Origin of the sequence: Cohnella rhizosphaerae (assembly GCF_029525575.1) — a bacterium.
GTDB classification, from domain to species: Bacteria; Bacillota; Bacilli; order Paenibacillales; family Paenibacillaceae; genus Cohnella; species Cohnella rhizosphaerae.
The window spans coordinates 497,781-524,248 of the sequence record NZ_JAPDIA010000001.1 but is presented as its reverse complement, the minus strand read 5'-3'; the positions used below and the strand labels follow the sequence as shown (position 1 = coordinate 524,248).

The 26,468-nt window shown below is 61.8% G+C and carries 17 protein-coding genes and 2 pseudogenes; 13 read left to right on the top strand and 6 right to left on the bottom strand.

The window, feature by feature from the left end:
• Nucleotides 1-43: 43 nt before the first annotated feature.
• The 6 genes from OMP40_RS02490 (at nucleotide 44) to fdhD (ending at nucleotide 8,995) form a co-directional block, all read left to right on the top strand.
• Nucleotides 44-988, top strand: a complete 945-nt coding sequence (locus OMP40_RS02490) for a hypothetical protein (protein WP_277528852.1) — start codon at nucleotides 44-46, stop codon at nucleotides 986-988.
• Nucleotides 960-3,155, top strand: coding sequence for a hypothetical protein (locus tag OMP40_RS02485; protein WP_277528849.1), 2,196 nt, complete (start codon nucleotides 960-962; stop codon nucleotides 3,153-3,155). The genes OMP40_RS02490 and OMP40_RS02485 overlap by 29 nt, the downstream gene beginning before the upstream one ends.
• Nucleotides 3,156-3,171: 16 nt before the next feature.
• A complete protein-coding gene (locus tag OMP40_RS02480) occupies nucleotides 3,172-4,602 on the top strand; it encodes a GH39 family glycosyl hydrolase (protein ID WP_277528848.1) in 1,431 nt (476 codons plus the stop codon).
• Nucleotides 4,603-5,048: 446 nt separating this feature from the next.
• Nucleotides 5,049-5,642: a DNA-3-methyladenine glycosylase gene (locus OMP40_RS02475; protein WP_277528846.1), complete on the top strand. Its 594-nt coding sequence runs from the start codon at nucleotides 5,049-5,051 to the stop codon at nucleotides 5,640-5,642.
• A gap of 187 nt (nucleotides 5,643-5,829) precedes the next feature.
• Nucleotides 5,830-8,184, top strand: coding sequence for an FdhF/YdeP family oxidoreductase (locus OMP40_RS02470; protein ID WP_277528845.1), 2,355 nt, complete (start codon nucleotides 5,830-5,832; stop codon nucleotides 8,182-8,184).
• Nucleotides 8,185-8,203: 19 nt separating this feature from the next.
• Nucleotides 8,204-8,995 (top strand): formate dehydrogenase accessory sulfurtransferase FdhD, encoded by a 792-nt coding sequence (gene fdhD / locus OMP40_RS02465; protein WP_277528843.1) that lies wholly within the window; start codon nucleotides 8,204-8,206, stop codon nucleotides 8,993-8,995.
• Nucleotides 8,996-9,064: 69 nt separating this feature from the next.
• On the opposite strand, the gene OMP40_RS02460 is transcribed toward fdhD, so the two are convergent.
• A complete protein-coding gene (locus OMP40_RS02460; protein ID WP_277528841.1) occupies nucleotides 9,065-10,399 on the bottom strand; it encodes a glycine betaine ABC transporter substrate-binding protein in 1,335 nt (444 codons plus the stop codon).
• Between the two features lie 26 nt (nucleotides 10,400-10,425).
• Here OMP40_RS02460 and OMP40_RS02455 point away from each other — a divergent pair, with 26 nt between their 5' ends.
• Nucleotides 10,426-10,740, top strand: a complete 315-nt coding sequence (locus OMP40_RS02455; RefSeq protein ID WP_277528839.1) for a hypothetical protein — start codon at nucleotides 10,426-10,428, stop codon at nucleotides 10,738-10,740.
• Here OMP40_RS02455 and OMP40_RS39675 read toward each other — a convergent pair.
• Both OMP40_RS39675 and OMP40_RS02435 read right to left on the bottom strand, forming a co-directional pair.
• A pseudogene (locus tag OMP40_RS39675) lies at nucleotides 10,653-11,766 on the bottom strand (ABC transporter ATP-binding protein). The gene OMP40_RS02455 and the pseudogene OMP40_RS39675 sit on opposite strands and share 88 nt — an antisense overlap.
• Before the next feature lie 579 nt (nucleotides 11,767-12,345).
• Entirely contained in the window at nucleotides 12,346-14,331 is a 1,986-nt protein-coding gene (locus OMP40_RS02435; RefSeq protein ID WP_277528837.1) for a glycoside hydrolase family 127 protein, read from the bottom strand.
• A 162-nt stretch (nucleotides 14,332-14,493) separates the two neighbouring features.
• Between OMP40_RS02435 and OMP40_RS02430 the strand changes: the two genes are divergently transcribed.
• Nucleotides 14,494-15,306, top strand: coding sequence for an AraC family transcriptional regulator (locus OMP40_RS02430; protein WP_277528835.1), 813 nt, complete (start codon nucleotides 14,494-14,496; stop codon nucleotides 15,304-15,306).
• Nucleotides 15,307-15,357: 51 nt separating this feature from the next.
• Here the strand turns inward: OMP40_RS02430 and OMP40_RS02425 are convergent, their stop codons facing one another.
• From OMP40_RS02425 to OMP40_RS02415, 3 genes and pseudogenes are all read right to left on the bottom strand, one after another.
• Entirely contained in the window at nucleotides 15,358-15,687 is a 330-nt protein-coding gene (locus tag OMP40_RS02425) for a hypothetical protein (protein WP_277528833.1), read from the bottom strand.
• Nucleotides 15,684-16,049: a DUF6864 domain-containing function gene (locus OMP40_RS02420; protein ID WP_277528832.1), complete on the bottom strand. Its 366-nt coding sequence runs from the start codon at nucleotides 16,047-16,049 to the stop codon at nucleotides 15,684-15,686. Before OMP40_RS02420 ends, OMP40_RS02425 begins: the two co-directional genes overlap by 4 nt.
• Before the next feature lie 133 nt (nucleotides 16,050-16,182).
• Nucleotides 16,183-18,943 (bottom strand): annotated as a pseudogene (locus OMP40_RS02415) (alpha-mannosidase).
• A 152-nt stretch (nucleotides 18,944-19,095) separates the two neighbouring features.
• On the opposite strand from OMP40_RS02415, the gene OMP40_RS02410 reads away from it, so the two are divergent.
• From OMP40_RS02410 to OMP40_RS02390, 5 genes are all read left to right on the top strand, one after another.
• Nucleotides 19,096-20,280: a GntR family transcriptional regulator gene (locus OMP40_RS02410; protein WP_277528831.1), complete on the top strand. Its 1,185-nt coding sequence runs from the start codon at nucleotides 19,096-19,098 to the stop codon at nucleotides 20,278-20,280.
• Between the two features lie 128 nt (nucleotides 20,281-20,408).
• Nucleotides 20,409-21,116 carry a DNA alkylation repair protein gene (locus tag OMP40_RS02405; RefSeq protein ID WP_277528828.1) on the top strand — a complete coding sequence of 236 codons (708 nt, stop codon included), beginning with the start codon at nucleotides 20,409-20,411 and terminating at the stop codon, nucleotides 21,114-21,116.
• A 526-nt stretch (nucleotides 21,117-21,642) separates the two neighbouring features.
• Entirely contained in the window at nucleotides 21,643-22,200 is a 558-nt protein-coding gene (locus OMP40_RS02400; protein ID WP_277528826.1) for a carbohydrate ABC transporter permease, read from the top strand.
• A 258-nt stretch (nucleotides 22,201-22,458) separates the two neighbouring features.
• A complete protein-coding gene (locus OMP40_RS02395) occupies nucleotides 22,459-23,016 on the top strand; it encodes a carbohydrate ABC transporter permease (protein ID WP_277528824.1) in 558 nt (185 codons plus the stop codon).
• Nucleotides 23,017-23,917: 901 nt separating this feature from the next.
• Nucleotides 23,918-26,401, top strand: coding sequence for a histidine kinase (locus OMP40_RS02390; protein ID WP_277528821.1), 2,484 nt, complete (start codon nucleotides 23,918-23,920; stop codon nucleotides 26,399-26,401).
• Nucleotides 26,402-26,468: the final 67 nt, after the last annotated feature.

The following is a 26,468-nucleotide window of genomic DNA, read 5'->3' as shown; positions in this document are numbered from 1 at the left end:
TGCCCGGGCTGCCGGACAAGGGAACGCCGAGGATGTGAATACAATGAAAATCGACGACATGCGGGAAGGGTTTGCCACCCCTTCCCCGTCGCTTCGTTCGGTTCCCTTCTGGTCCTGGAACGACAAGCTGGAGATCGATGAGCTGGTCCGCCAGATCGGGGAAATGAAGGCGCAGGGCATGGGCGGCTTCTTCATGCATTCCCGCGAAGGGCTGGAGACGGCATATATGGGCGAGGAATGGCTCGCCTGCATCGAAGCGTGCGTGCGCGAAGCAAATCGGCTCGGCCTGCAGGCCTGGCTGTACGACGAAGACCGGTTCCCGTCGGGCGGCGCCGGCGGTACGGTCGCCGCGAAGGGCGACGCGTACCGGGCGAAGGCGGTCACGCTGGAGGCGATCGGCAAGGCGGATGCGGGCGTCGTTGCCGACAAGAGCGCCATCGCCGTCTTTTTGGCGAAGGCGGACGGCACGGAGCTGCTGCGCTGCGAGCGGATCGCGGCCGACGGCCGGACGGTCGCGCTCGGCGAAGGCGAGCTGTTGCTTCTCTTTCGCAGGGAGATATCCGAACCGGACGAATGGTTCAACGGCGAAGCGCCGGCCGACAACCTGAATCCGGCTTCGGTCGCCGCTTTTATCGAATCGACGTACGAGCCTTACCGGCGTACGGTCGGCGACGAGTTCGGCCAAGCCGTACCGGGCATTTTCACGGACGAGCCCAATATCGCCGATTTCCGCTCGCCGCACGGCACGGACAGGGCGTGGCTGCCGTGGACGGACGGATTCGCCGCTTTTTTCCGCGAACGTCGGGGCTACGACCTGCTGGACGAGATTCCGCTGCTGTTTTTTCAAGGGGGAGCGCGCGCCGAAAATCCGCCACGACTACTGGCGAACGATCACGGAGCGGTTCGGGGACGCCTATTCGCGGCAGCTGGGCGCATGGTGCGAGGCGAATGGCATCGCCTTGACCGGCCATTATCTCGTCGAACATAACCTGGGCATCGGAACGCGGCTGAACGGGGCGGTCATGCCCCAGTACCGGTACCAGCAGGTGCCCGGCATCGATATATTGGAGGAGCGGACGGAGGAGTACTGGACCGTCAAGCAGTGCACGAGCGTCGCCAATCAGTACGGGAAGCGGCGGGTGCTGTCCGAGATGTACGGATGCGCAGGCTGGGAATTCACGTTCGAAGGGCAGAAGTGGGTGGGCGACTGGCAATACGTCATGGGCGTGAACGCCCGCTGCCAGCATCTCGCGCTATATTCGCTCAAGGGTTGCCGGAAGCGCGATTTCCCGCCGGCTTTCGGCTACAATACGCCCTGGTGGAAATACAATCATGCGGTAGAGGACTATTTTGCGAGAATCGCCGCCGTAACGACGCAGGGGCCGGCCGTTCGCGACGTGCTTGTGCTGCATCCCTCGTCGACAGTATGGACGATGGTCGGCTGCGATCCTTACCGCTATCTCGGCTGGGACGACCCGAGCCTGCTGGCGGCCAACCGGCTGGAGCGGCATTGCGACGGCGTCGTCCGCGCGCTGCTCGGGTCGCATTACGACTTCGACTTCGGCGACGAGACGATTATGGCCGAGACTGCTTCGGCGGCGGAAGGGACGCTCGCCGTCGGCCTGGCTTCCTACAAGGTCGTCGTGCTGCCCGGCGTCGCCTCCATCTGGCGAAGCACGGTCGAGCTGCTGCTTGCCTTCCTGGACGGCGGCGGGCGTGTGATCGTCGTCGAGCCGGTCCCGACGATGATCGAAGGAGAGCGCTCCGGCGAATTGTCGGCGCTGCTGAGCCATCCGAACGCGGAGACGGTCGACCGGCCCCGGGACGCGGTGCGCGCGCTGGAAGCGGCTCTGCCGCGCCGGATAAGCATTTGCGACCGCGCCGGCAGCGAGGCTTCGTCGTTTCTCTATTTGATGACGGAGCTGGAGGACGGATACGGCGTGTTTATCGTCAACAACGACCGCAACAGCGGCCACGAGGTCGAGATCGCGCTGGAGCGGCCGGGCAAGCTGGAGGAATGGGACCTGCTCGGGGGCGGCATTGCGGTTCGGGGGGCGTCTCTGTCGGGCAGGAGCGGCAGCGGGGGCGGCATGCGCTTTACGGCCGATTTCGGCCCGGCGGGCTCGCGGATGTTCGTCGTCCGGACGGGCGAGCCGCCGCTGGAAGCGGAGAGCGATTTCTCCTATGTGCCCGTCCATGAACGCAACCGGGTGGCGGAAGCGACGCTCGGCCCGGCCTGCCGGTTCACGCGGACGTCTCCCAACGCGCTCGTGCTGGACCGCTGCCGCTACCGGCTCGACGGGGGCGGGTGGTCAGAGCCGATGCTCGTCTGGGAGGCGCAGCGCGCGATCAGGGAGACGCTCGGCATGCGGCCCGTCCACTACAACGGCATTCCCCAGCGCTACCGCTGGATCGGCGAGCCCCACCCAAGGGACGGCGCGGCGGTCGAGCTGGCATTCGTTTTCCAGGTCGACGAAGTTCCGGCAACGGACGTTTTCCTCGTCCTCGAGCAGGCGGAATCGTTCGACATCCGTCTGAACGGGGAAGCGGCGGCCGCCGAGCCGAACGGCTGGTATCTCGACAAATCGTTCGTCAAGGTCAGGCTGCCCGTTGTTCGGCCCGGAAGCAACGAGCTGCTGCTCAGCTGTGCGTACAGGCAGACGTTCGAGCTGGAGGACTTTTATCTGATCGGCGATTTTGCCGTGGACGCCAGCCGCAGCATCGCAGCCGAGCCGGAGCTGCTTCATGTCGGCGACTGGTGCCATCAAGGCTACTATCACTATTGCGGCGGCATCGTCTATCACTTCGAATGTACGTTGGAGCCGATCGAGCCCGGCAGGCGCCGGGTGCTCGAACTGGACGATTTCCGGGCAGTGACCGTGGAAGTGAGGGTGAACGGGACGTCGGCCGGGCTTATTCCGTGGAAGGCGGCGGGCAGGCTCGACTTGACGGAGCACTTGCGGGCGGGAACGAACCGCATCGACATCGAAGTGACGGGAAGCGCCCGCAATCTGCTGGGTCCCCTGCATCAGCGGGGCAGCCACAATCCGTGGACGGACTGGACGTTCTTCACGCGGGAGCATACGCGCGATGAGCCGCAGTACACCGTACTTCCTTATGGATTGATGAGCAAAGCGAACATATATCAGATTTAGCGGCGAGGAGCGAGCGATGGTGGTTGCGGTGGATATCCGATTCGATTTTAAAAAGGCGGGGACGGGACGCGTCAAGGCGCTGCACGGAGTCAACAACGGCCCGGTCTGCTACGGGACGCTCATCGACGTGAGCGACTATTTCAAGGAAGCCCGAATTCCCCATGCCCGGCTGCACGATACCAATTGGCCGCATCCGCGCGAGGTGGACATCAACACGATTTTTCCCGACTTCGACCGGGACCCTGAAGATCCCGCCAGCTACGATTTCCGCCGGACGGACGATTACATCCGGTCCGTACTGGACACCGGAGCGCAAGTGATCTACCGGCTTGGCGTCAGCATTGAGCATACGGCGATCAAATATTATACGGCGCCGCCCGCCGACTATGACAAATGGGCGCGCATCTGCATCGGTATTATCAAGCATTACAATCAAGGCTGGGCGGACGGCTACGAATGGGATATCCGCTACTGGGAGATTTGGAACGAACCCGACAATCCGACGCGCGGCTGTATGTGGGACGGTACGCCCGAGCAGTTCTATGCGTTATATGAAGTAGCTTCGGTGGCGATCAAACGCTTCGACCCGCAGCTGAAGGTCGGCGGATTTGCCGCGACGATGGTCAACCACGATTTCACCCGCGGCTTTTTCGCCTACTGCCGGGAACGGAGCCTGCCGCTCGATTTTTTCTCCTGGCACACGTATGCCGACCATCCCGAGCAGGTCGCGGCCAACGCCGGGCTCGTCGAGGAATGGCTGGAAGCGTACGGCTATTCCGAAGCGGAAAGCCACTTCAACGAATGGAATTACATGAACATCGATCCCAGTCTCGACCGCGGCTTCTTCACGCGCGGAGCCGAATATTACCGGCGCGATTCCTTCGACCGGCAGAAGGGCGTAGAGGGCGCTTCGTTCGCCGCCGCGACGCTGACACTACTCCAGGATTGCCGCGTCGACGTGGCCAACTATTACGACGGCCAGCCGTCGGCGATGTACTGCGGCCTGTTCGACGTCTACGGCGTTCCGCAGAAGACGTATTTTGCGTTCAAGGCGTTCTCCCGGCTGGTCGAGCTGGGCCGGCGGGTGCCTGCCGAGCTGGAGGTCGAGCAGACGGCCGGGCTGTACGTCTGCGCGGCCGCGAACGAAGACGGCGGGGGAAGCGGCGGTGCTGATCAGCAATTTTGCGGCAGAGAGCCGGGAATATCGGCTGGATCTGAGCTCCTTGGCGGGGAGCGGGACGTACGTCTGCAGCCGGTATACGGTGGACAAGGACAGCGATCTGCGGCTGCAGGCCGAGCATACGCTTGGCGGCGAAGGGGAAGGAACGCTCGCCGTGTATGCGGAGCGGCACAGCGTCGTGCTGCTGGAGCTGCGGAGAAGCTAGCCGGGGCAGCACGCGTGCGGCTGGCGCTGGCGTGCAGTCTGTTTTTTCCGGCGACGGCTTGAATCTTTTGGCATTCGACCTCCAATCCGCTTAGGCGGAACGGAGGTTTTTTTACGTGAATGCCCTGCTTCCAGTGGCTTGGCGCGGCTTGGCGTTGTATTCCGGGCCCGTTCCCCGCTCTCTTTCCCGCACGAACCGCCATCCCGCCATCCCGCCATCCCCACCGCTAGTAACATTCCATCCCCTCAAAGGCGCGACAGCGGACCCAGGAGCCTCTATTTGCGCTTAGACGGCCGATTCCGGTCCGCGCGCGGACCCAGCTGCCGCTATTGCGGGGAGAGCCGGTCGCTTTGGCGCTTAAGCGGCAAGATAACGTCGCTCCAGTCCGCAACTCCCTCGGAATGGCTGATTTTTCGCCATATAACGGCTTTTCGGTCCGTTTTCGTAAGGGCGCCGTTGTACGCTATATTGTATAGTAGACAGATGTACCATAAACGAGGTGAATCCGATGACGATCAAGCCCGTATCCCTCTCTTTTTTCCAGAAGCCGACGCTCGAATTGGCCCAATCGCTGCTCGGGATGCTGCTCGTCAAGGAAACGGAGCTCGGCATTGCCTCCGGTTGGATCGTGGAGACGGAAGCGTACGTCGGACCGGGAGACAGGGCCGCGCACAGCTTCGGAGGACGAAGGACGCCGCGAACGGAAGTGATGTTCGGTCCGCCGGGGTACGCGTATACGTATGTCATGCATACCCACTGTCTGTTCAACGTGGTGAGCGGCGAGCCCGGCTGTCCCGAAGCCGTACTGATCAGGGCCGTGGAGCCCGCGGAGGGAGAAGCGCTCATGCTCGAACGGCGCGGTCCGTTAAAGAAAATCCATCACCTGACCAGCGGACCGGGCAAGCTGACGAAGGCGCTGGGCATCGGCATCGGGGATTACGGACTTCCGCTGGACAAGCCGCCGCTGTATATCGCGGAGGGAAGACCCGTGTCGTCCGTATCCGCCGGCCCGAGAATCGGCATCGATAACAGCGGCGAGGCGAGAGATTACCCGTGGCGGTTTTGGGAGACGGGCAACCCGTTCGTGTCGCGGAAGGGTTGAAGCAGCTTCGGCGGAACGATAATTCGGGGCAGACCATCCGGTACTTGCCGTCTAACTGTAAACGCTTGCAATGCCATCTTTCCGCCTGATAAACTAAACGTATTCCAAGCCGCAAATCATGGAGCAGCGGGCTGCTTCGGATCGGCGGCTTTTTCATTTCCAGCGCGACGGGCGGAGGTTGACGATCATGGGCAAAACGAAGCATTCGGGCCGAACGAAGCTGCCGGGACGTCCGGATCCCAAGCTATGGGTGAGCAAGGTGCCGTTCGGCCTGGGCAGGCAGAAGCCGCATCATATCCGCGATACGATGAAGGTCGTCTGGGACAACCGCGACAATCTGCCGTACGCGTACAGAATTTTGACGCAGGGCGTATGCGACGGATGCGCGCTCGGCGTGTCCGGTCTTTACGACCAGACGCTAACGGGGCCGCATCTTTGCACGACCCGGCTGAACGTGCTGCGGCTGAACACGATGGGACCGATCAAGCCGGATGTTTTGCACGCCGATATCGATGAGCTCAGGCGGATGGACAGCGCGCAGCTGCGAAAATTGGGGCGCATTCCTTATCCGCTCGTACGCGAAAAAGGCGATTCCGCCTTCAGGCGCGTGTCGTGGGACGAAGCGCTGGATCGTATCGCAAGCCGTATCCGAGGCGTGGATCCGAAGCAGCTGGCGTTCTACCTGACCGGGCGCGGCATTACGAACGAATCGTATTACGCAGCGGCCAAGGCTGCGCGGCTGATCGGCACGAACAACATCGACAATGCGTCCCGCATCTGCCACTCGCCTTCGAAGACGGCAATGAAGCGGTCGCTCGGCATCGGTGCTTCGAGCTGCAGCTACAGGGATTGGATCGGCACGGACGTGCTCGTGTTCTGGGGGAGTGTAGCCTCGAACAATCAGCCGGTGTCCACCAAGTATATGTACGCCGCCAAGCGCAAAGGCACGAAGATTATCGTGATCAACCCCTACCGGGAGCCGGCGATGGAGGGCTACTGGGTGCCTTCGATTCCCGAGTCCGCGCTGTTCGGCACAAGGCTGGCCGACGACTTTTACCAGGTGAACATCGGCGGCGACATCGCGTTCATGAACGGCGTGATGAAGCATTGGTTCGAGATGGAGGACGACCGGCCCGGCTCGGCGATCGACCATGCGTTCGTGCAGGCGCACGCGAGCGGCTACGAAGCGCTGAAGGCGCATGTGCGCGAGCAGGAGTGGGAGGCGCTCGAGCGGTCGTCGGGCTTGTCGCGCGAGCGGATAGCCGAATTCGCGAACTTGCTGGCTGGCGCGCGCAGCGGCGTCTTCGTCTGGAGCATGGGGCTCACCCAGCACCGCTTCGGCACGGACAACATCTCGCAGGTCGCCAATCTCGCGCTGCTCCGCGGCTTTATCGGCAGGGAGCATTGCGGCGTCATGCCGATCCGCGGACATAGCGGGGTACAGGGCTCCGGCGAAATGGGAGCTGATCCGTTCAGCCTGCCGGGCGGGGACTTCCAGCCGGAGCACGTCCGCCGAATCGAAGCGCTATGGGGATTCGAGCTGCCGCGCTGGCAGGGCGACATCGTCGGCGTGTCGCTGGAGAACGCGATGCTGCCGGACGATCACGAGCGCAAGCTCAAGGTGTTCTACACGTCGGGCGGCAATTTTCTCGAGACGATGCCCGACCCCGACTTCGTCCGGCGCTGCTTGGAAAACGTCGACGTTCGCGTCCATCAGGACATCGTCCTCAATACCTCCACGCTCGCAGACGCCAAAGAGGAGGTGTGGGTGCTGCCCGCCATGACCCGTTACGAGCAGCCAGGCGGCGGTACGTCCACCTCCACGGAGCGAATGGTGTATTTCTCGCCGGAGATCGAAGGCCCGCGCATCGCGGAAGCCCGGCCCGAGTGGCTGATCTATGCCGATCTGGCGGCCCGCATCAGGCCGGAGCGCCGCGATGCAATCGCCTTCGCCGACGCGGCCGCCGTCCGCGAGGAGATCGCCAAGGCCGCGCCGAACTACGACGGCATTCAGCGTTTGCGAGCGCGCGGCGACGTCTTTCAATGGGGCGGCGCCTGGCTGTGCGAAGACGGCGAGTTCCCGACGCCGGACGGCAAGGGCAGGCTTCTGCCGATCGAGCTGCCGGAGCTTCGCAAGCCCGAAGGGCGCTTTTACGCGACGACGCGCCGCGGCAAGCAGTTCAATTCGATGGTGTACGGCGACCTCGATCCGTTTAACGGCGCAGGGCGTTACGACGTGCTGATGAACGCGGCGGATGCGGAGGGGCTTGGCATTCGGGAGGGAGAAGCCGTCGTCGTCTACAATCGGCACGGCGTTTTTCACGGCAGGCTCAAGACGGCGGCGATGGCCGCAGGCAACCTCGAGCTGTATTGGCCGGAAGGCAACATGCTGTTTCCCAAAGGCGTCTATGAGCCCCATGCGGGCATCCCCGAATATAATGCGGCGGTCGTCGTGGAGAAGGCGGAGACTTACCATGCCTTGAAGGATACGCGGTACGTAGAAAAGCGAATCGAGGAACTGGACCTCGACACGCCGGAATAAGCGCAAGGAGTGGGCGGGGATGGAACGACCTTCGATCGTAAAATGGACCGCGACGAAAATGAAAGGCGGGCTCGTCTCCGAGCGGGAAGAGGACGTGGCGGCCGAATATCCCCTGACGTTGATCGTCGACGGTGAGGAGTTCGCGACCTTGGTCTGCTCGCCAAGCGACCTGACCGATCTGGTCGTCGGCTTCCTCGGCTCCGAGGGCGTCATTCGCGTCCGCGAGGATATCAAGGCACTTACGCTCGACGTACAAGGCGGCTTTGCCCGCATCGAGCTCGTCCGTCCGCAGTCCACCGCCAAGGACTTCTATTCGAAGCGTTTGATCGGTTCATGCTGCGGCAAAAGCCGGCAGTTTTATTTTCAGAACGACGCCCGAACGGCTAAGACGCTGACCGGCGGACTGCGGATTCCGGCCGAGCGCTGCTTCGAATGGATGTCCCGGCTGCAGGCGGCTTCGGCCGAATTCGCGGCGACGGGCGGCGTGCACAACGCTGCCTTGCTCGACGAATCGGGAGCTGCGGAGACGAGGTCGGACATCGGCCGGCACAACGCGCTCGACAAGCTGTTCGGCCACTGCATCCGCCATCGATTATCCGCGAGAGACCGGGTCATCGTGTTCAGCGGCCGCCTGTCCTCTGAGGTCGTCTTGAAGGCCGCCAAGATCGGCTGCCCGATCCTGCTTTCCAAGTCGGCGCCGACGGATCTCGCCCTCCGGCTCGCGGATGACCTCGGCATCACTTGCGTGGGCTTCATACGCGCGGATTCGCTGAACGTGTACACGCATCATCGCCGGATCGTCATGGACTAAGAGGTTGCCGGACGACATCAGCCGGCGCGATTCAACGTGATTCGGCGCTATTAGGCCGACAAGCTCGCGTCACATCAGCCCCTGATCCTTCAGCCATTGCTCCGCCACGGCGCGCGGCTCCTTGCGCTCCAAGTCCACCTTTCCATTGAGCGCGGACATCGTTTTGTCGTCGATTTTGCCGGCCAGCAGGTTAAGCGTTTCTTCTAGCTCGGGGTGCGCCTTCAGCGTATCGTCGCGAATGACGACGGCCGCATAGTACGGCGGGAAAAATTGCTTGTCGTCCTTGAGCGCCTTCAGCTTAAACGCCTGGATGCGCCCGTCCGTCGAAAAGGCGTCGTTGACGTCGGTCGTGCCTTCCTTGACCGCGCCGTACGTCAGACCGGGATCAAGGCCGGTCACTTTTTTGAAGTGCATGCCGTAGGCGGCCTGCAGCCCCTTGAAGCCGTCCTCCCGCTCCAGAAATTCATGCGTCGCGCCGAGCGTCAGCCCGGACGAACGGGCCGCCAGCTGGGACATCGTGTCGATGCCGAGTCGATCGGCGGCGTCGGCGCGCATGGACAGCGTGTACGTATTGTTGAAGCCGAACGGCGGCAGCCAGGTGACGCTGAATCGCGTTTCGTAAGCCGCCTTCACCTTGTCGTAGGTGGCTTGCGGATCGCCTCCCACGGGCGCTTCGCCCAGCACCGAGGACCAACCCGTCCCCGTATACTCCGGGTACAGGTCGATGCTGCCGCTCGTCAGCGCGCTGTGGGTCACCTGCGAGCCGCCGAGAAACGGCTTGCGCACGACCTTCAGATCGGTTTTCGCCTCGATCAGCGAGGAAAGCATATGGACGAGAATGTCCTGCTCGGTGAAATTTTTGCCGCCGACGGTGATCGTCTTGCCGCCTCCGCTCCCGCCGAATCCAATACCGCCGCGTCCCAGCAGGCTCGTCGCGATCGCCGCGACGAGCAGGACGCCGAGCGCGATCTCGACGACCCGCACGAAGCGATTCGTCCGCTTGCGGCCGACCGGCCTGAGGCCGGGGGGCGTGACCGCCCGTTCCATCCGCTCCAACAAAAAGTCGAGCAGCAGCGCGAGCAGGGCGGCGGGAATCGTGCCCGCCAGGATCAGCTCGGTATTGACCGTCGAGATGCCGCGGAAAATGAGATCGCCGAGACCGCCGGCCCCGACCAGCGAGGCCAGCGTGGCGACGCCGATGACCATGACCGTCGCGGTGCGGATGCCCGCCATGATGACGTTCAGCGCCAGCGGCAGCTCGATGCGCCACATCACCTGCATGCCCGTCATCCCCATGCCGATGCCGGCTTCCTTGATGGGTTTTTCCACGTTCATGATGCCCGTATACGTATTGCGGAGAATCGGCAGCAGGGCGTACACCGTCAGCGCGATGATGGCCGGCACCCGGCCGATGCCGACGAGGGGGGATCATGAAGCCGAGCAGCGCGAGGCTCGGAATCGTCTGGAAGAGCGAGGTCAGCCCGATGACTGGAGAGGCGAGCCGCCGGAAGCGCGTCAAGGCGAGTCCTGCGGGAACCGAGATTACGATGGCGATGAACAGCGCGATGAACGAGATTTGCAGATGCTCGAGCGTGCCGCGTACGATGTCGTCGCGCCGGTTGATGAATACGTCCCAAAGATTCATGGCGGCCTCCGTTCAGATCTGCTTCAGCAGGGCGTCGATCAGGCTGGAATTGGTCACGAGCCCCGCGATCTGGCCGTTGGGATGGATGACGGGCAAATAGCTCATGCCGTGCTGCTTCATGACGTCCACCGCATCCCCGACGCTCGAGCCGACGACGACGTTCGGGATGTCGGTCCGCATGATCTCCTGCAACGTCAGCTCCTCGTTCCGGTAATTTTCCTCGAGCGCTTCTCTCGATACGACGCCCTGCAGCACGCGATTTTTGTCGAGCACGAGCAGGCCGTTTACGCGATGCTGCTTCATTAACTTCGCCCCGTGCGCCAGGCCGCGGGACTGGTTCACCGTCACGGGATTCCACAGCATGACGTCCTCCACCGACAGTTGCTCGGCGGTTTCGTTCAGCCGGCCTTCGCCGATGAAGCTGCGCACGAAGTCGTTTTTGGGACGCCGCAATATGCGTTCGGGCTTGTCGGCCTGGACGATCTCTCCGCCCTTCATCAGGACGATGCGGTCGGCGATCTTGAGCGCTTCGTCCATATCGTGGGAGACGAATACGATCGTCTTCTTCACCGTCTCCTGCAGCCGGATCAGCTCGTCCTGCAGCTGCTCGCGGCTGATCGGGTCGAGCGCGCTGAACGGCTCGTCCATCAGGATGATCGAAGGCTCCGCCGCCATTGCGCGGATGACGCCGATCCGCTGCTGCTGGCCGCCGCTCAGCTCGGCCGGGTACCGGTCGCGGTATTTTTCGGGGTCGAGGCCGACCATGTCCATCAGCTCGTCGGTCCGGCGTTCGTACGTTTTTTTTGTCCATGCGTTTCAGCCGCGGCACGATCGCGACGTTGTCCTTGATCGTCATATGCGGGAACAGCCCGATATGCTGGATGACGTAGCCGATCTCCCGCCTGAGCCGGACGGGATTGATCTTGGAGATATCTTTGCCGTCGATGGAGATCCGCCCGCTCGTCGGCTCGACGAGCCGGTTGATCATCTTCATCGTCGTGGATTTGCCGCATCCGCTCGGGCCGATCAGCGTGACGAGCTCGCCTTCCGCGATCTCGAGATCGATGCCCTTCAAGGCGCTGGTGCCGTCCGGATACTTCTTGGTGACGCCGTCAAATGTGATCAAGCGCGTTCGCTCCCCGCCGTTTGCCCGTCCAAGCGAGCGATAGTGCGGCTAGTATGTCCATATCTTGCGGAAATAGCCAGATCGGGCAATTGCGGGGCAAGTCGTGTCCTGTACAAGGTCGCATGGCGGAAAGTAGCGCAATTTTGCGCTATGGCGGCGCGGTGTGGGGGAGACGAGGGTGTGCAAGCGTGGGTGTCGTGCGTAGGTATAGCGCAATTATGGGCTAAAGCGGCTCGATAAAGGAGGCGAGGGTGTGCGAGAGCGAGCGCCATGATTCGCCATAGCGCAATTTGCGCTATGGTTGTGCGATGGTTGGCGGAAGTATAGCCCAGGGCATTAAGACGAGCGCTATCGTGCAAAAGTGCATCATCCAAGGCGGGGATCGAGGGTTTTGGCGATCTATCGCGCAAAAGTGCGCGGTAGATCGCCCCTTTCGGCGAGAATCCCGATGTCTCGTGTCAAAATCGTGCACTTTTGCACGATAGTGGAGGGGCCGAACGAGCGCGGCTACCCATCTTGCACTTTTGCGCGATAGACGCGGGCATAATCGATCTGACGAGCGCGTACGATGGTTTCCGTTTACGGCTCTTCGCGAACCCAAACCTGCATCTCGCCGGGCTCGCGGTTGCCCCATAGCGCGTAAGGGACGGCCACGATCCGCTGCGGCGTCCGTACCGGCGGCTCTGCGCGGTACAAGGCGCCGCCCGCGCTCGACGGCGTTTCGAGCCGCGCGCCTTCGGTCTCGATCAGAACGGCGCCGGCCAGGCGCCCCTCGCCGGGCACTTCGCGAAGCTCGGCGTCCGCGCGAATCGCCAATCCGGCCAGCGGCGCGCCGTTGTCCGCCTCCTCGAGGCAATAGACGAGCGGCCCGCGCTGCAGCGCGACGCGGCCTGCGTTCGCGCGCACCTCGGCGGCGGCATAGATCCGCCTAGGATGCATGTCCAGCGTCATGGCGAATACGTCGCCCGCCTGCCAATCCCGGCGCAAGTATGCGTAGCCGTCTTTAATCTCGGGTGCGGCCGCCTCTCCGTTCACGGTGAACGAGGTGCGCTCGGACCAAGATGGCACCCGCACGGCGAGCGTAAAGTCTCCGTTACCCGCAGCTTCGGCGATCGTAAGGCCGACCTCGCCCGCCCACGGCAACCGGCTGTTCATGCAAACGGCGACTTGCCTCCCGGCCAGTGTCAGCTTCGCTTCGGCGCCGATATGCAGATGCGCATAAAGCGTGTCCTCGCCCGCCGCGAAGGCATAGCTGCCGAGGGAGGAGAGCAGGCGGGCGACGTTGGGCGGGCAGCAGGCGCAGCCGTACCATTTTTGCCGAACGGCCTTCACATGGTGCTTGCCCGGATTGCCCGCGCTTGCGGCCGGCCACACCTCCATCGGATTGACGTAGAAAAAATGCTTGCCGTCCGTCGCCATGCCGGCCGTGACGGTATTGTAAAGCGCTCGCTCCATGACGTCGCCGTATTCGCCCTTGACCTCGTTTTGCAGCATCCGCTGCGCGAACATCGCAAGGCCGATCGAAGCGCAAGTCTCCGAGTAGTTCGTGTCGTTCGGCAAGTCGTAGTCGAACGTGAACGCCTCGCCGTGGTGCGTCGAACCGATGCTGCCGACCACGTACATCTGCTTGCCGACCGTATTGGCCCACAGCCGCCTGCAGGCTGCGAGCAGGCCTTCGTCTTCGCGCCGCAAGGCCAGATCGGCCATCGCCGCATACATGTACATCGCGCGTACGGCATGTCCCGTCGCGACCTCCTGCTCGCGGACGGGCTTGTCCGCCTGATGATAGGACAGCGAAGGCGGCGTCTTCTGGACGATGCCGGGCGCCCACAAGGAAGTGCGGCCGCGCGCCTCCCATTCCTGATGGAAAAAGCTCGGCTGCCTGCCGCGTTCGTCGATGAAGAAGCTTGCCAGGTCCAAATACCGCTTTTCGCCGGTCGCCTCGAACAGCTTGACCAGCGCCAGCTCGATCTCCTGGTGGCCGTCGTAGCCGCGGATCTGACCGGGATGTTCCCCGAACGTCTCGTCGATATGGTCCGCGAAGCGGCAGGCGACGTCGAGCAGCGTACGTTTGCCCGTCGCGTCGGCGTAGGCGACCGCGGCTTCGATAAGGTGGCCGGCCGTATACAACTCATGGCAATCCGTCAGATTCGTCCACCGCTTGCCCGGCTCGGCGACTGTGAAGTAGGTGTTCAGATAGCCGTCCTTCTGCTGGGCCGCCGCGACGAGCGCGATCGCCTCGTCCGCGATGCGCTCCAGGTCGGCGTCGGGCGCCGCGGCCAGCGCGTAGCCGACGGCTTCGAGCCATTTGTACAGATCCGTATCCTGGAACACGAAGCCGCCGAACGCCCCTTGCTCCATGCCGGCCGCGATGCGGAAGTTCCGGATCGCAAAGCTCGGTTCCGCATCCGCGACGCGGTCGTTAAGCGCTTCCCATTGATAGGGAAGGACGGTGCCGCGCACGAGCCCGACATAGGGTGACCAATAATCGTCCTTTATACTGACATTTTTTAGCGCAAGGGGCCGGGGGAAAGCCGTACGATCTTGAAGAGTCAAAGCAATCACGCTCCGTTCGTGAAATGGTGGTCCGAACGCGCCGCGAAGGGCCCCGCGGTTCGCTGCTTTTTTATTTTAAAATAGTCCCGGCTCCCCTGTCGGTAGGCGATGAAGTATAATAGGTGTCAAAAACTGACCTCAAAACGAATGGGGAAACGAGGGAGGCGCGGCTTGCTGCCTTTATACTTGCAAGAGCCTTACCGATTGCGCATGGGCGGGCAATTCCTGTCGGACGAGACCTGGTCGCATATGGACCGCACGATCGCGGACTACGAGTTGATCGTCGGCGTGTCCGGCGTCGTTTTTATGGAGACGGGCGGGCTTATGTACGAGGTGCGGGCGGGGGACATTTTGTTTTTGATGCCCGGAGAACGCCATCGCGGCTACAGGCTGTCCACGCCGGGCGTCTCGTTTTATTGGTTTCACTTTCTCGTCCCCGAGGCCGGGGAGAATGCGCCTACAGGCCAGATGCCGCGTTACGCGAGCTGTCCCTCGCCGAGCCGGGTGCATATTTTGGCGCGTCAGCTGCTCCATGCCGCGAACGGCGGTTATCGCATTACCGGAGCCGGGGATTATTTTCTGACGTGCCTGCTGATCGAGCTCGCCGACCAGCTTCAGGACTCGGGCGGCAGGCCGGCCATGGACGCCCAGCTCCAAGAGCTGCTGGCGTGGACGCGCCTTCATGCGCTGGATGCCGATATCACGGTCGGGCGAATCGCCGATCACGTCGGTTACAACAAAGACTACTTGTCCCGCATGTTCAAGCGGCGGTTCGGCTCGGGCCTGCTCGATTATATTCATAGCCTGAAGCTGGATGCCGCGAAGGAGCTGTTGGCGGGCGGGAAGCTGGGGGTCAAGGAGATCGCGGGACGCGTCGGATTCGGCGACGACAAGCAGTTCGCCAAGTGGTTCAAGCGGCTCGCCGGCGTGACGCCTACCGCCTATCGGCAGGCGTTCGGGGTCACGCGTCTCAACAATCGTTAAGACCGGCTGCCGCCATTGCGCCAAACGGCTTGATGAATCGGGCAACCGCTGTCAGGGACTCGGTTTCCTTTCGGCCGTCTCGCCCGTTCTGGAGCCGATCAGATAGCCGATGATCGTCGATTCGACGGGGAGCACGACGAGCGTCCACAGGTCCTTCAAGCCAAAGTCCGCCGACCGGTTCCGCTCGGGGACGAGCGTATAGACGAGTGCGATGAGCAGCACGACGAGCGCGATCGTGCCGACGATGTACAGCCGGACGTTTTCCCCCGCGCCGAAAAAACGGCCGAGAAAGCCGAGCTCGGCTTTGCGCTTCTCGCTCTCGGCGTTCGCCGCGATGATCTTGCTGGCCACCTTCGGATCCTGAATCTCGATTTTGTTCACGGGCCCTGCACCCCCTCGCCGGCGAAAAACGTAAAGGACAGCACCCAGGCGGTCGCCTCGTAATTAATCGTCACTTCGTAGCTCAGGGAGAGCCTGCGATTGTTCAATACGCCGAGATGGATCATGTCGTCGTTGCCGGTCGGCTTGCCTCTCGGGAAGTTGATGCAGGCGATTCGGACCTTATTGTGCTGCACGAGCCGGATGTCCGTCTCGAAGTCGTCCCGCTCGGGCTCCGTTTCCACGCAAAACAAAAACGTCAGCGGATCGTTCTCCTCGGACAGCGTGATCTCGATCGGGTTCATCTTGTAGGCGAATACCCTGCCGTGGTAGACGACCTCGAAGCCGCCGGAATGAATTCGCATGTGCAGTCCCCCGTCTCTTTGGATAGGCTCGCGGATACTCTATTGTACGAGCGGGGGGAGCGGCCGTATGTTCGCAAAAAAAAAGCGGCCGCCCAGATCTTCCGGGCGGCCGCAGCCGGAGGCGGGGACGCGATTAGGCGTCTTTGCGGCCGATGGTGACGATCTCGTACGGCCGAACGTCCACGCGTATCGCGCCGTCCGCGTCCGCCGCGAGCGTGCCGAGCCGCTCCTCCAGCACGTTGCTCAAGTACCATTCCGCATCCGCATCCGCTTGCAGCGTGAGCGTGGCAGGGGCGCCGCTCATATTGAACCAGCGGCAGAAGCGATCAATGCTCCCGATGCCGCGCTTGACGGCGGTGAGCGCCAGGCGTTCGCCCGTCCAGGAGAGCGGGCTGTGTTCGGACGGCAAGGCGCCTGCCTGCGCAGCCGTCTGAACGGCGAGCCATGGCACCTGGAAGGCGTACGCTTGCTGCGCGGCCGCATAGCGTTCGCCGGCGCCGCCGTAGGGGATGATCGCGAGCTCCGCTTCCTGCGCGCCGAGGCACTGCGCCTCGGGCGTGGGGAACACGCCCCAGTCGCCGAGCTCGCCGACCGCCCGCAGGAGCGTCACGGCGATGGTGCCGCGTCCGTCGCGGAGCACCTCGTACTCGTTCAGTCCGATATTGGCCACGGCCAGCCCGCGGGCGCCATGGTCCAGAGCGGCGAACGCCTGCTGGTGCTGCGCGTTGCTCGGATTGCGCCACTCCGCGGCAGGCTCGTTCGGACGCTGCGCAATCTCGAAGATCGAGTCCGCGTAGTGGACGCCGGATCCCGCCGCATCGGTCGGGAATCGCATGCGCAGCCGGTGGTCCCTGGCCTGATTTTCGTAGCTCACCTTGAGCTTCAACGCCTTGACCCCGCGCTCGATGGTGACGAGCGTCGTCAGGACAAGCGGCACCGTTCGCGAGCTTCTGCCGGCCTTGCGGTCCGGGAGGAACGTCATCGTCGCGCGCTCGCGCGCCAGCAGGTCGTCCGCTTCGGCGGGGATCTCCCAGCGATGGACGATCTCGACCGTCGTGCGCCAGTCGTTGCGCGAGACGAGCCGGACCTCGGCCTCCAGCCTGTCGGTCGTAAGCGTCTTGCGGGCGCCGTCCTGAACGTATACGTACTCATTGCCGATATCGCCCGTATTTTCAAAGACGCCGAGACCGCGATACGTTTCCCCGGTTTCTTTGTCCGTCAGCGTCAAGCTCCCGTTAGACTCGACGACGACGGCCATATATTCGTTTTCCAGCAAGCGTTCGTCCAAAGCGGCATCGGCTGCATCGTCCTGCGCGACAGCGGCGGCGACCGTCGTTTGGACGGCGCGATCCTCATCCGCATCGCTTCGCCAAGCATACGCGCGCCAGCCGTTGGAGGGGATGCGGTCCGCGCCGAAGGTGACGCGGATCCGCCTGGCCATGTACGGCTGCCTGAACTTGTCGTCGGGCAGCTCGTAGCCGAATCGGACCCCCAAGTCCTCGATTTCGGCTTCCACAGGCCTGCCCTCATGGTCGACGACGGCGCCGCCATCGACTTGGACGAGCTCCATGGCCGCGTAGGCGGCTGCCGGCCCGGCATCCGCGAACGCGCGGCGCGCGACGTCAAGCTCGACGGAGACGGTGCCGGACCGCGCGATGCCGGCGAAGTTGAACACGACGAACGGCACATGCGCATCGCCGTCGAACCTCGACGTATCGATATGCGATGCGAGATAGGCGACGCTCCGTTCGACGATCGGCTCCGCCATATGCCGGCTTTTCAGGAAGCGGGTCATCATCTCCGCATGAACCTCGTCCACGCTGCAGCCGCAGATGCTGTCGTGCGGGTGGTTTTGCATGAGCGTCTTCCAGGCATGGACAAGCAGCGGCGTCGGATGCGGCATGCCCAGCGATGCGGCGAAGGCGGACGCGGGCTCCGCGAGCCGCTCGAGCAGAAGCTGTCCTTTGGCGTTCGCCTGCTTGATATAGACGCGGCTGGAGGCGGTATTGGCCAGCGTGAACCAGCCGTCCGTGCGCTGGCTGCGCAGCTCGCCCTCGACGACGGTCAACTCGCGGTCGGAGGCGCGTTCGACGGCCGATACGTAGGAGGCCAGATCATTGTGCACGAATTCATAGCCGGGATACAGGTCTCTTGCCGTGCGGAGCGCGGCGGGCAGGTAGGTCTGCACGGGCTGGTGGTCGCAGCCGTTCATGAACAGCAGCTGCGGCGTGGAGGCGAAGCGTTCCGCATCCTTCAGCTTGGCGTCCCAGTACGCGCGAGCCTCTTCGGGATCGACGGGAATCTCCATGCCGTTGTTGTACCAGTTGGCGAACAGAATGCCGAGCACCTCGGAGCCGTCGGGGGAGCGCCAGCGCATCTCCGAGAAGGGGGGACTCGTAAGCCGCGGAATCGGAAACGGCGTTGTTGAACCCGGTCGGCTTGACGCCCCGTCCGAAGACCGCGTTGGCGATGCCCGCCTGGCGCATGAGCTGGGGGGCCTGCCCCATATTGCCGAAGGAATCCGGAAAGTACCCGATCTTCGCCACGGGTCCATAGCGTTCGGCATCGCGATGGCCGACGAGCAGGTTCCGTACGTTGGCCTCGGCGCTGGTGAGGAATTCGTCCTGCAGCACGTACCAGGGCCCGACCGCGATCCGCCCTTCGCGGATGAGACCGGTCAGGCGCTCGCGCATGTCGGGCCGCACTTCGAGATAGTCGTCCAGGATGATCGTTTGTCCGTCCAGGTGGAAGCTCCGGTAGTCGGGATCGCGCTCGAGCGTATCGATCAGCACGTCCATCAGCTCGATCAGTCTGACGTGATGGCGTTCGTACGGCATGTACCATTCGCGGTCCCAATGCGTGTGAGAGACAATATGCGCGACAGGCTTGTTCATGGCTCCGATTCTCCTTATAATACAAATATACAAGTTTGTGATGACTTGTTATACATGGATCATATATTTGCTTGGATTGAATGTAAACGGTTATTCGAAGTGATTGAGCATAAAGTTGTATATAGGTAATATTCGAGAAAGGAGGATTGCCGATGGACGATAAGGACAGGGCGGAAGACCGCGGCGAAGGCGCTGGGTTAAGCTGCGACCGGGAACGCCGGAGCGACAAGCGTACGCCGTTGTACGCCCAGATCGAATCCTACGTGCGCGACCAGATTCGTTCGGGAAAATGGAAGCCGGGCAAACGGCTGCCATCGGAAAATCAGCTTTGCAAGCAGTTCGACGTCAGCCGGATTACGATTCGCGGCGCCATGGACAAGCTGGCGGAGGAGGGCGTCGTTTTTCGCGTACAAGGCAGAGGCAGCTTCGTGGCGGAGGAAGCGGGGAAAGGCGAGCCTGCGAAGTACGATTCCGGCAGAGGCGCTTCGGGCGATCGCGAGCTTCAGACGGTAGCGGTAATTCTGCCAAGGCTGCGGGGCATGCTGACGAACAGCTTGCTCGCGGGCGTGGAGCGGGCGCTCGAGCCGTCGCGGTTCAGAATGCTGCTGCTGACGACGGACGACTCCCAGGAGAAGGAGGAGATCAAGCTGCGGGAGGCGCTCCGGGCCGGCGCGCGCGGCGTGATCGTGTACCCCGCCGAGGGGCGAACGTACAGCGAAGAGATGCTGCGGCTTACGCTGGATCGTTACCCGATCGTCGTCATCGACCGATACGTGCGCGGCGTGCCGACGCACTGCGTCTGCTCGGATCATATCGCCGGCGCGTACGAGGCGACGGAGCATCTGCTGCGGCTCGGCCATCGGCGGATCGGCTTCGTGACGACGCCATACGAGGGCACGACTAGCCTGGAGGAGCGGCTGGAAGGCTTTCGCCAGGCGCTCAACGACTACGGCGCCGCGCTCGACCGCAGTCTCGTGCTGGAACGCGCGGAGCCGGACGCGATCGCGGCTTTTCTCGCGTCTTCGCCGGGCGTGACGGCCCTGTTCGCCGTCAACGAGCATATCGGCCAAATGGCCATCCGCGCCGCGGAAGCGGCCGGCATGCGCGTGCCCGACGACTTGTCGGTCGTCTTTTTCGACGATTACGACCATGCCGACGCTTCCCGTATTCCTCCGACTTGCGTGGCGCAGCAAGGGGATACGATCGGATTTGAAGCGGGAAGCCGCCTGCTGTCGCTATTCGGGAATCCGAATCAGGAGCGAAGCATGGTCCGCATCCCGACGCGGCTTATCGTTCGGGCGTCTACGGCGGCGCCGAGAGGCGCCGAACGCGTATAGCAGGGATCGGGTTGGCTGGCGAACCATTTTAAAAATCTTGCGGTTCTATTCGGATCGGCATCTCTTGGCGCGGGCATTGCGTTATGATGAGACGTTGGAATATAGCACGAGGTAAAGGGGAGCCTGACATGAACGGACAATCCATTCGAGAACAACTGGAGGCTTTAGCCGAGCCGGGCTATCAAAAATTCGCTTCATCGCTTATTCCGAACATCGACAACTTGATGGGCGTCCGCCTGCCGGCCTTGCGGCGTATCGCGATCGCGGCGGCGCGGGACGACTGGCGGGCGTGGCTGGCAGCCGCGGGGAACGACTATTTTGAGGAAATCATGCTCCAGGCGATGATCATCGGTTATGCCGAAATGGAGCCGGCGGAACGGCTTCGGTACATCGCGGATTTCGTGCCGAAAATCGACAATTGGTCGGTATGCGACCGCTTCTGCCTCGGTCTCAAGTTCGCGCGGCGCAATCAGGCGGCCGTATGGGCGTTTCTTCAACCATACTTGAAGTCCGCGCGGGAGTACGACATCCGCTTCGGCGTCGTCATGCTGCTCGAACACTTTATCGACGAAGTCTACGTAGATGACGTGCTGAAGTCGATGGACGAAGTATCGCATGAAGGCTATTACGTCAAAATGGCGGTCGCGTGGGCGATCTCGATGTGCTACGTGAAGTTCCCGGAGCGGACGGAGTCCTATCTCGCCGGATGCGCGCTCGACGATTTTACGTTTAACAAGTCGCTGCAGAAAATCGTGGAGTCTTACCGGGTGAGCGCGGACGCCAAGCAGCGGATTCGCGGGATGAGGCGCGGCGTGAGGGGAAGACGGCAGCCGTAGGAGCAGCGGTGCCGCCCGTTTCATCTCCATGCGCCCGCGGTCCATCGGCAACGCGGAAGCGTCGAACCGGCCAATCCGAAAAATACGCAAGGGATCAGAAAGCTGTATCGTTGTTGGCGCCGGGAGGTGAGCTTATACTGAAGTCACTTTGAGAGAAGGGTGATTTCCATGCTTCCCGGACGGGCTGACAAGAAGCAATTGCTGGCGTACGCAATGATTTTTCCGGCACTATTTTTTTTCGTGCTGTACCTGGTATTTCCGCTCATCAAATCGCTTCAAATGAGTTTTTACGATTACGACGGCGTCGGGCCGCTCAGCGACTTTATCGGTTTTGGCAATTTCGCCGCGGGGTTCCGGGATTCCCGGTTCTATGAGGCAATGGGCCACAATCTGATCCTTATGGCCGTCGAGCTTGTCGTCTCGATGAGCGTCGCTTTCGCGCTCGCCTACTTCTTGTTTCGCGGCGTGTTCGCCTGGAAATGGTTCAACGTCGTGCTTTTCCTCCCCCTATATCATTCCTCTGGCAGTGTCCGCCGTAATCTGGTCTCTGATCTTCGAACCGACGATCGGGATGCTGAACCAATTGCTGGCGGCGGTCGGCCTCGATTCCTGGCAGCGCGTCTGGCTGGGCAGTCAGGATACATCGCTGCTATCCGTAATCCTCGTATGGGTATGGAGAACGATTCCCTTCGATATGCTCATTCTGCTCGGGAGTCTGCTTAAAATTCCCAAGGAATTGCTTGAAGCGTCGAAGATCGACGGATGCACCGGAATAAGGTCCATTTGGCATATTATTCTGCCGCTTATGCTTCCGACAATTATGTTATTGTCAATTATATCGATCGCCAACGATTTCCGTTCGTTCGACATCGTCTGGATTATGACGCAGGGAGGACCGATCGGCTCTACGGAGATCGCTTCCACGCTTGTCTACAAGCTCGGATTTCAAGAGAATCATTACGGCTATGCCAATGCCGTCGCGTTCATGGTGTTCGTCATCGTCACCGCGATTGTCGGTTTGGTCGGCTTGATTTTCAGGTCCAGGAACGGGACGAACGAGCGGACGGGAGGGCAAGAGGGATGATCAAGCGTACATGGATGACCGCCGTCGTCGCTCTTTTCGCCGCAACGTCGCTCTATCCGCTTCTATGGGTCGTGCTGCAGTCGCTGAAGACGGACGCCGATTTTTTCGGGAACCAATGGGGACTGCCCGGACGGTATATATGGGAAAATTACGGAACGGCCTGGAAGCAGGCGAACTTCGCCACGTATTACGCGAATACGGTGCTCGTAACGCTGGCGAGCCTGGTCGGCGGGGTGTCCGTGTGCATCGTGGCGGGCTATGCGTTCGGCAAGATCCGGTTCAGGGGGGCGGCGATCGCTTCAGGTTCTCTTCGCGCTCGTGCTGTTCGTTCCTTCCCCCGTTCTGCTGCTTCCCGTGTTCTTTATCAACCGGGACCTGGGCCTTCTCAATACGTATGCCGGGATGATCGGCCCCTACATCGCATCCATCGTGCCGATGGGCGTTCTGTTGATGCAATCCGCCTTCGCGGGACTGCCGAACGAGCTTAGCGAATCGGCGAAGATCGACGGGTGCGGGGAATGGCGGACGTTCTGCCGGATTCTGCTGCCGCTCACGATGCCGACGGTCGCTACGCTCTGCATCCTGCAATTCATCGGCGTGTGGTCGGAGTACATGTGGGCGTTCATCTCCAATACGAATCCGAAGATGTATACGATCGCGGTGGGCATGGCCCAGATGGCATCCAAAAAGTACGTGTACGGCTTCGGTCCGGTATTCGCCGGCATGGTCATTACGTCGATCGTCGTTATTCTCGTATATGTCGTTCTGCAAAAGTATTTCGTACAAGCATTGTCCGAAGGCGCCGTAAAAGGATAAAGGCGACAGACCGGAGGGAGAGCGTTGGTCAAGAGGCTGCTGGGCACGTACATCCTGTTAATCGTTCTCCCTACGCTGCTGGTTTCTTCCGTGGCCTATTACCTGTTTAAACAAAGCATGGAAAAGGAAGTTTCCGTCTCGATCGAGCGGACGGTGCGGCTCCTGAATTCGGAGGTCGACGCTTACTTTACCGACCTGGTCCGTCTTGCCGCTTCGGTCATGACGGAGGATACGCAGTTGGACGACGATCGCAATCTGCTTCGCATTTTGAAGCGGAGAGCGGCAGGGGAGACCGTGTCGGGTTCCATGGAAGCCTACATGCAGGCGCAGCGAATCGACCATTACCTGAACGACTTGCTCAACCAGAAGCGCGATCTGGAATCCGTCTATCTCTACACGGCTTCCGGGGAGCTGTTCGCCAGCCATCGGTCGGACGAACGTATCGCCATTTCTCGGCTAGAGGGGATGGAGGAACGTCTTCTTGCCTCCGGGAGAGAATGGATCGTGGAGAAGGAGGCGGACAAGGAACCGATCTATCTGATCCGGAAAGTGAACGATCCGTCTCACCGCTTTCTCGGCGCTATCGTGCTGAGCATCGGAACGGAAGGTCTCGAGGGGATGATTGCCGGCGCTCAGCTGCCGCAGCAGGATATCGTCGCGCTGTGGGATCGCCGGCTTCCGGTCTACGACAAGTCGGGGCGCTGGAAGAACGACGCCTTCGAGCTGTCGCCCGCGCGGATCCGGTCGCTGAACCTTCCGTTCGAAGACGGCGGCACGCTGGTCACCTACGCCTCCCCCGCAGCAGTCGGAGTGGTCGCTCGCCGCTTACTTGCCTTATCGCGCGTTGACGGAAAATATTCGCGCGGTACGCTTCTGGATGCTCGCGGCCGGGGCGCTATGCGTGCTCTTCTCCATCCTGGTCGCCTATATGCTTGCGCTCGGCATCGTGAGGCCGATCCGGTCCGTTCGCAACGCGATGCGCAAAATGGAGAAAGGCTTTTTTCATACGAGAGTCAAGGTACGGGGCAAGGACGAGGCGGCGGAGCTGGCGCAAGGCTTCAATTCGATGTCCGGACAGCTGCAAACGTTGATCGATCATGTCTACTTGTCCGATCTGGCCCACAAGGAAGCGGAGCTGAGGGCGCTGCACGCGCAGATTAATCCGCACTTCCTGTACAACACGCTCGAGGCGATCAGCATGGTCGCCGAGATGCAGCGGTCCTCGGAAGCGGCCGAGATGGCGCGCGCGCTTGGCGTGCTGTTCCGGGCAGCCACCGAATTCGAGACGCTCGTTCCGATCCGGACGGAGATCATGCTGCTCAAGCAATACTTGCTCCTGCAGGAGATCAGGTTCGACGGCACGCTGCGGGTCTACTGGGAGATCGCCGCGGGAGCGGAGGGCGCGCAGGTTCCCAAGCTGTCCCTTCAGACGATCGTCGAGAATTGCTTCAAGCACGGCTTCGCGCCTTTGAAGGCGCCGCGGAGCGCGACGATCCGCGTCCGGGTCTGCGCCGCGGATCAGGGCGCGTCGATCGAGATCGTCGACGACGGGGCCGGGATCGGGAACGAACGGCTGCACGAATTGAACCGGTTGCTGCAAATCGGGGCGAGCGAGGGAGACTCGGTCGGCCTCGTCAACGTGCACAATCGAATTCGGCTGCAATGGGGCCAGCCATACGGGATCGAGCTCTCCAGCCAGCCGCATATCGGAACGGTCGTAAGGCTGATCGTTCCCGGAGAGGGGGAGGGACGAGTCCGCATGAAGATCGTAATCGCGGACGATGAGAAGCTCATTCGACAAGGTCTGGCTTATATCATCCGGCAGATGGAGGCGTCTGACGAGATCGTCGCGTCCTGTTCGGACGGAGAAGAGGCTTTGTCATACTGCCTTCGGGAGGGCGCCGACGTCGACGTGCTGATTACGGACGTTTGCATGCCCGGCAAAGACGGTCTGGATCTGATCGCCGAGCTGGCCCGGCTTTGTCCGCATATTCAGACGGTCGTCATGAGCGGCTACGGCGAGTTCGATTATGTCAGGCGGTCGATGCGCGAGGGAGCGGTCGATTATTTGCTTAAGCCGCTCATCAAGAATGAGCTGCAAGAAGTGCTGGAGCGGATCCGGCAGCAGAAAAAGCTGGCGGCCATCGCGAATGAAGGCAAGCGGGAGTCTCCGATGATTGCGTCCATTCATCAGGATCATCTGCTGAACGCCTTGTTCCATCACAATCCGGGCGTCGCGCCCGAGGCTCGCGCATTCCTGGAGAACGGCTTCGGCATTGCGGAAGGGGCGTTCCGCTTTTTCGCAGCCGGCGTGGCGATCGACGAGAAGGCCGACGGCCGCTTCCGGCAGGCGGATCGGATGCTGTTCCAGTATTTTGTCCGCAAAATGGCGGAAGAAGCGCTCTTTCAGCAAGAACTCGTTCGAGGTACCGCCTGGCAAGGGCAAGACGACTTCGTCGTGCTGCTGTTTTTCGTGCCGACGGGAGAAGGAGAGCGGGAGAGCGAGATGATGGATGCGCTTAAGCAATTGCTCGCGATTTTATCCTCGCACGTCCAATATCCGGTCACGATCGGCGTCAGCTCGGGGGCGGAGAGGTTTTCCGACATGCCGAAGCTGCTGCTCGAGGTTCAGGCCGCGCTGCGGGCGCGGCTGACGATCGGTACGGGCCGGGTGATCGACTATGAAGCTTCGCAGCGCCTTCAGCGCCAGTGGAACGTGCAGCCGGACGCTTTCCACAAGGTCGTAACGGCCACGATGCTGGGCGATGCCGAGACACTGGAGAAGGAGCTTGGCGTCTTCATGGACGATCTGTACGAAGCGGGCATTCATCCCGAGGTTCTATTGGATATCGTGCTCCGGCTTTTTCTTCGCGTGGAAAGCATGCTGGAAGCCAAGGGCGTCGTACGGACGGGCGAACCGGGAACTGCCGACCTGGGCAAGCTGCTGGAAGAACTGCGGCGTTGTCCGACATGGCGCATGCTCGAGCGCGAAGTGCGGCACAAGCTTGCGGCGTTGTCGAGCCTTGTTCGGGAGCATGCCCGGCAGATCAAGCCGACCTTTATTACCGATGCCGTCAACTATATTCACGAGCACTATCAAAGCGATCTGACGCTTGCCGAAGTGGCGGACGTCGTCGGTCTGTACCCCACTTATCTGAGCGAGCAGTTCAAGCAGCATATGGGCGTGAAGTTCGTCGATTACGTCATCCAGGTGCGGATGGACAGGGCGAAGAAGCTGCTGCGCGAGACGAACAAGCCTTCGTTCGAAATCTGCGAGAAGGTCGGATACGCGACGCCGGCGCATTTCACGAAGGTGTTCAAGAGCAAGGTCGGCTGCACGCCGCTTGAATACCGGGAGAGCTGGAGAGGGATACGCAAGATTTGACGGAGACGGGAAGATGTCGGGAAGCGGGCGAGTTATCCGAAAAAAGAGCAATCATTCCGAAGGCTGT

Coding starts and splice junctions, on each gene's coding strand:
- OMP40_RS02405 (WP_277528828.1), top strand. CDS start 20,409: ATGAACGGACAATCCATTCGAGAACAACTGGAGGCTTTAGCCGAGCCG.
- OMP40_RS02455 (WP_277528839.1), top strand. CDS start 10,426: ATGAAGCCGAGCAGCGCGAGGCTCGGAATCGTCTGGAAGAGCGAGGTC.
- fdhD (WP_277528843.1), top strand. CDS start 8,204: ATGGAACGACCTTCGATCGTAAAATGGACCGCGACGAAAATGAAAGGC.
- OMP40_RS02490 (WP_277528852.1), top strand. CDS start 44: ATGAAAATCGACGACATGCGGGAAGGGTTTGCCACCCCTTCCCCGTCG.
- OMP40_RS02420 (WP_277528832.1), bottom strand. CDS start 16,049: ATGCGAATTCATTCCGGCGGCTTCGAGGTCGTCTACCACGGCAGGGTA.
- OMP40_RS02470 (WP_277528845.1), top strand. CDS start 5,830: ATGGGCAAAACGAAGCATTCGGGCCGAACGAAGCTGCCGGGACGTCCG.
- OMP40_RS02480 (WP_277528848.1), top strand. CDS start 3,172: ATGGTGGTTGCGGTGGATATCCGATTCGATTTTAAAAAGGCGGGGACG.
- OMP40_RS02410 (WP_277528831.1), top strand. CDS start 19,096: ATGGACGATAAGGACAGGGCGGAAGACCGCGGCGAAGGCGCTGGGTTA.
- OMP40_RS02395 (WP_277528824.1), top strand. CDS start 22,459: ATGCGTTCGGCAAGATCCGGTTCAGGGGGGCGGCGATCGCTTCAGGTT.
- OMP40_RS02475 (WP_277528846.1), top strand. CDS start 5,049: ATGACGATCAAGCCCGTATCCCTCTCTTTTTTCCAGAAGCCGACGCTC.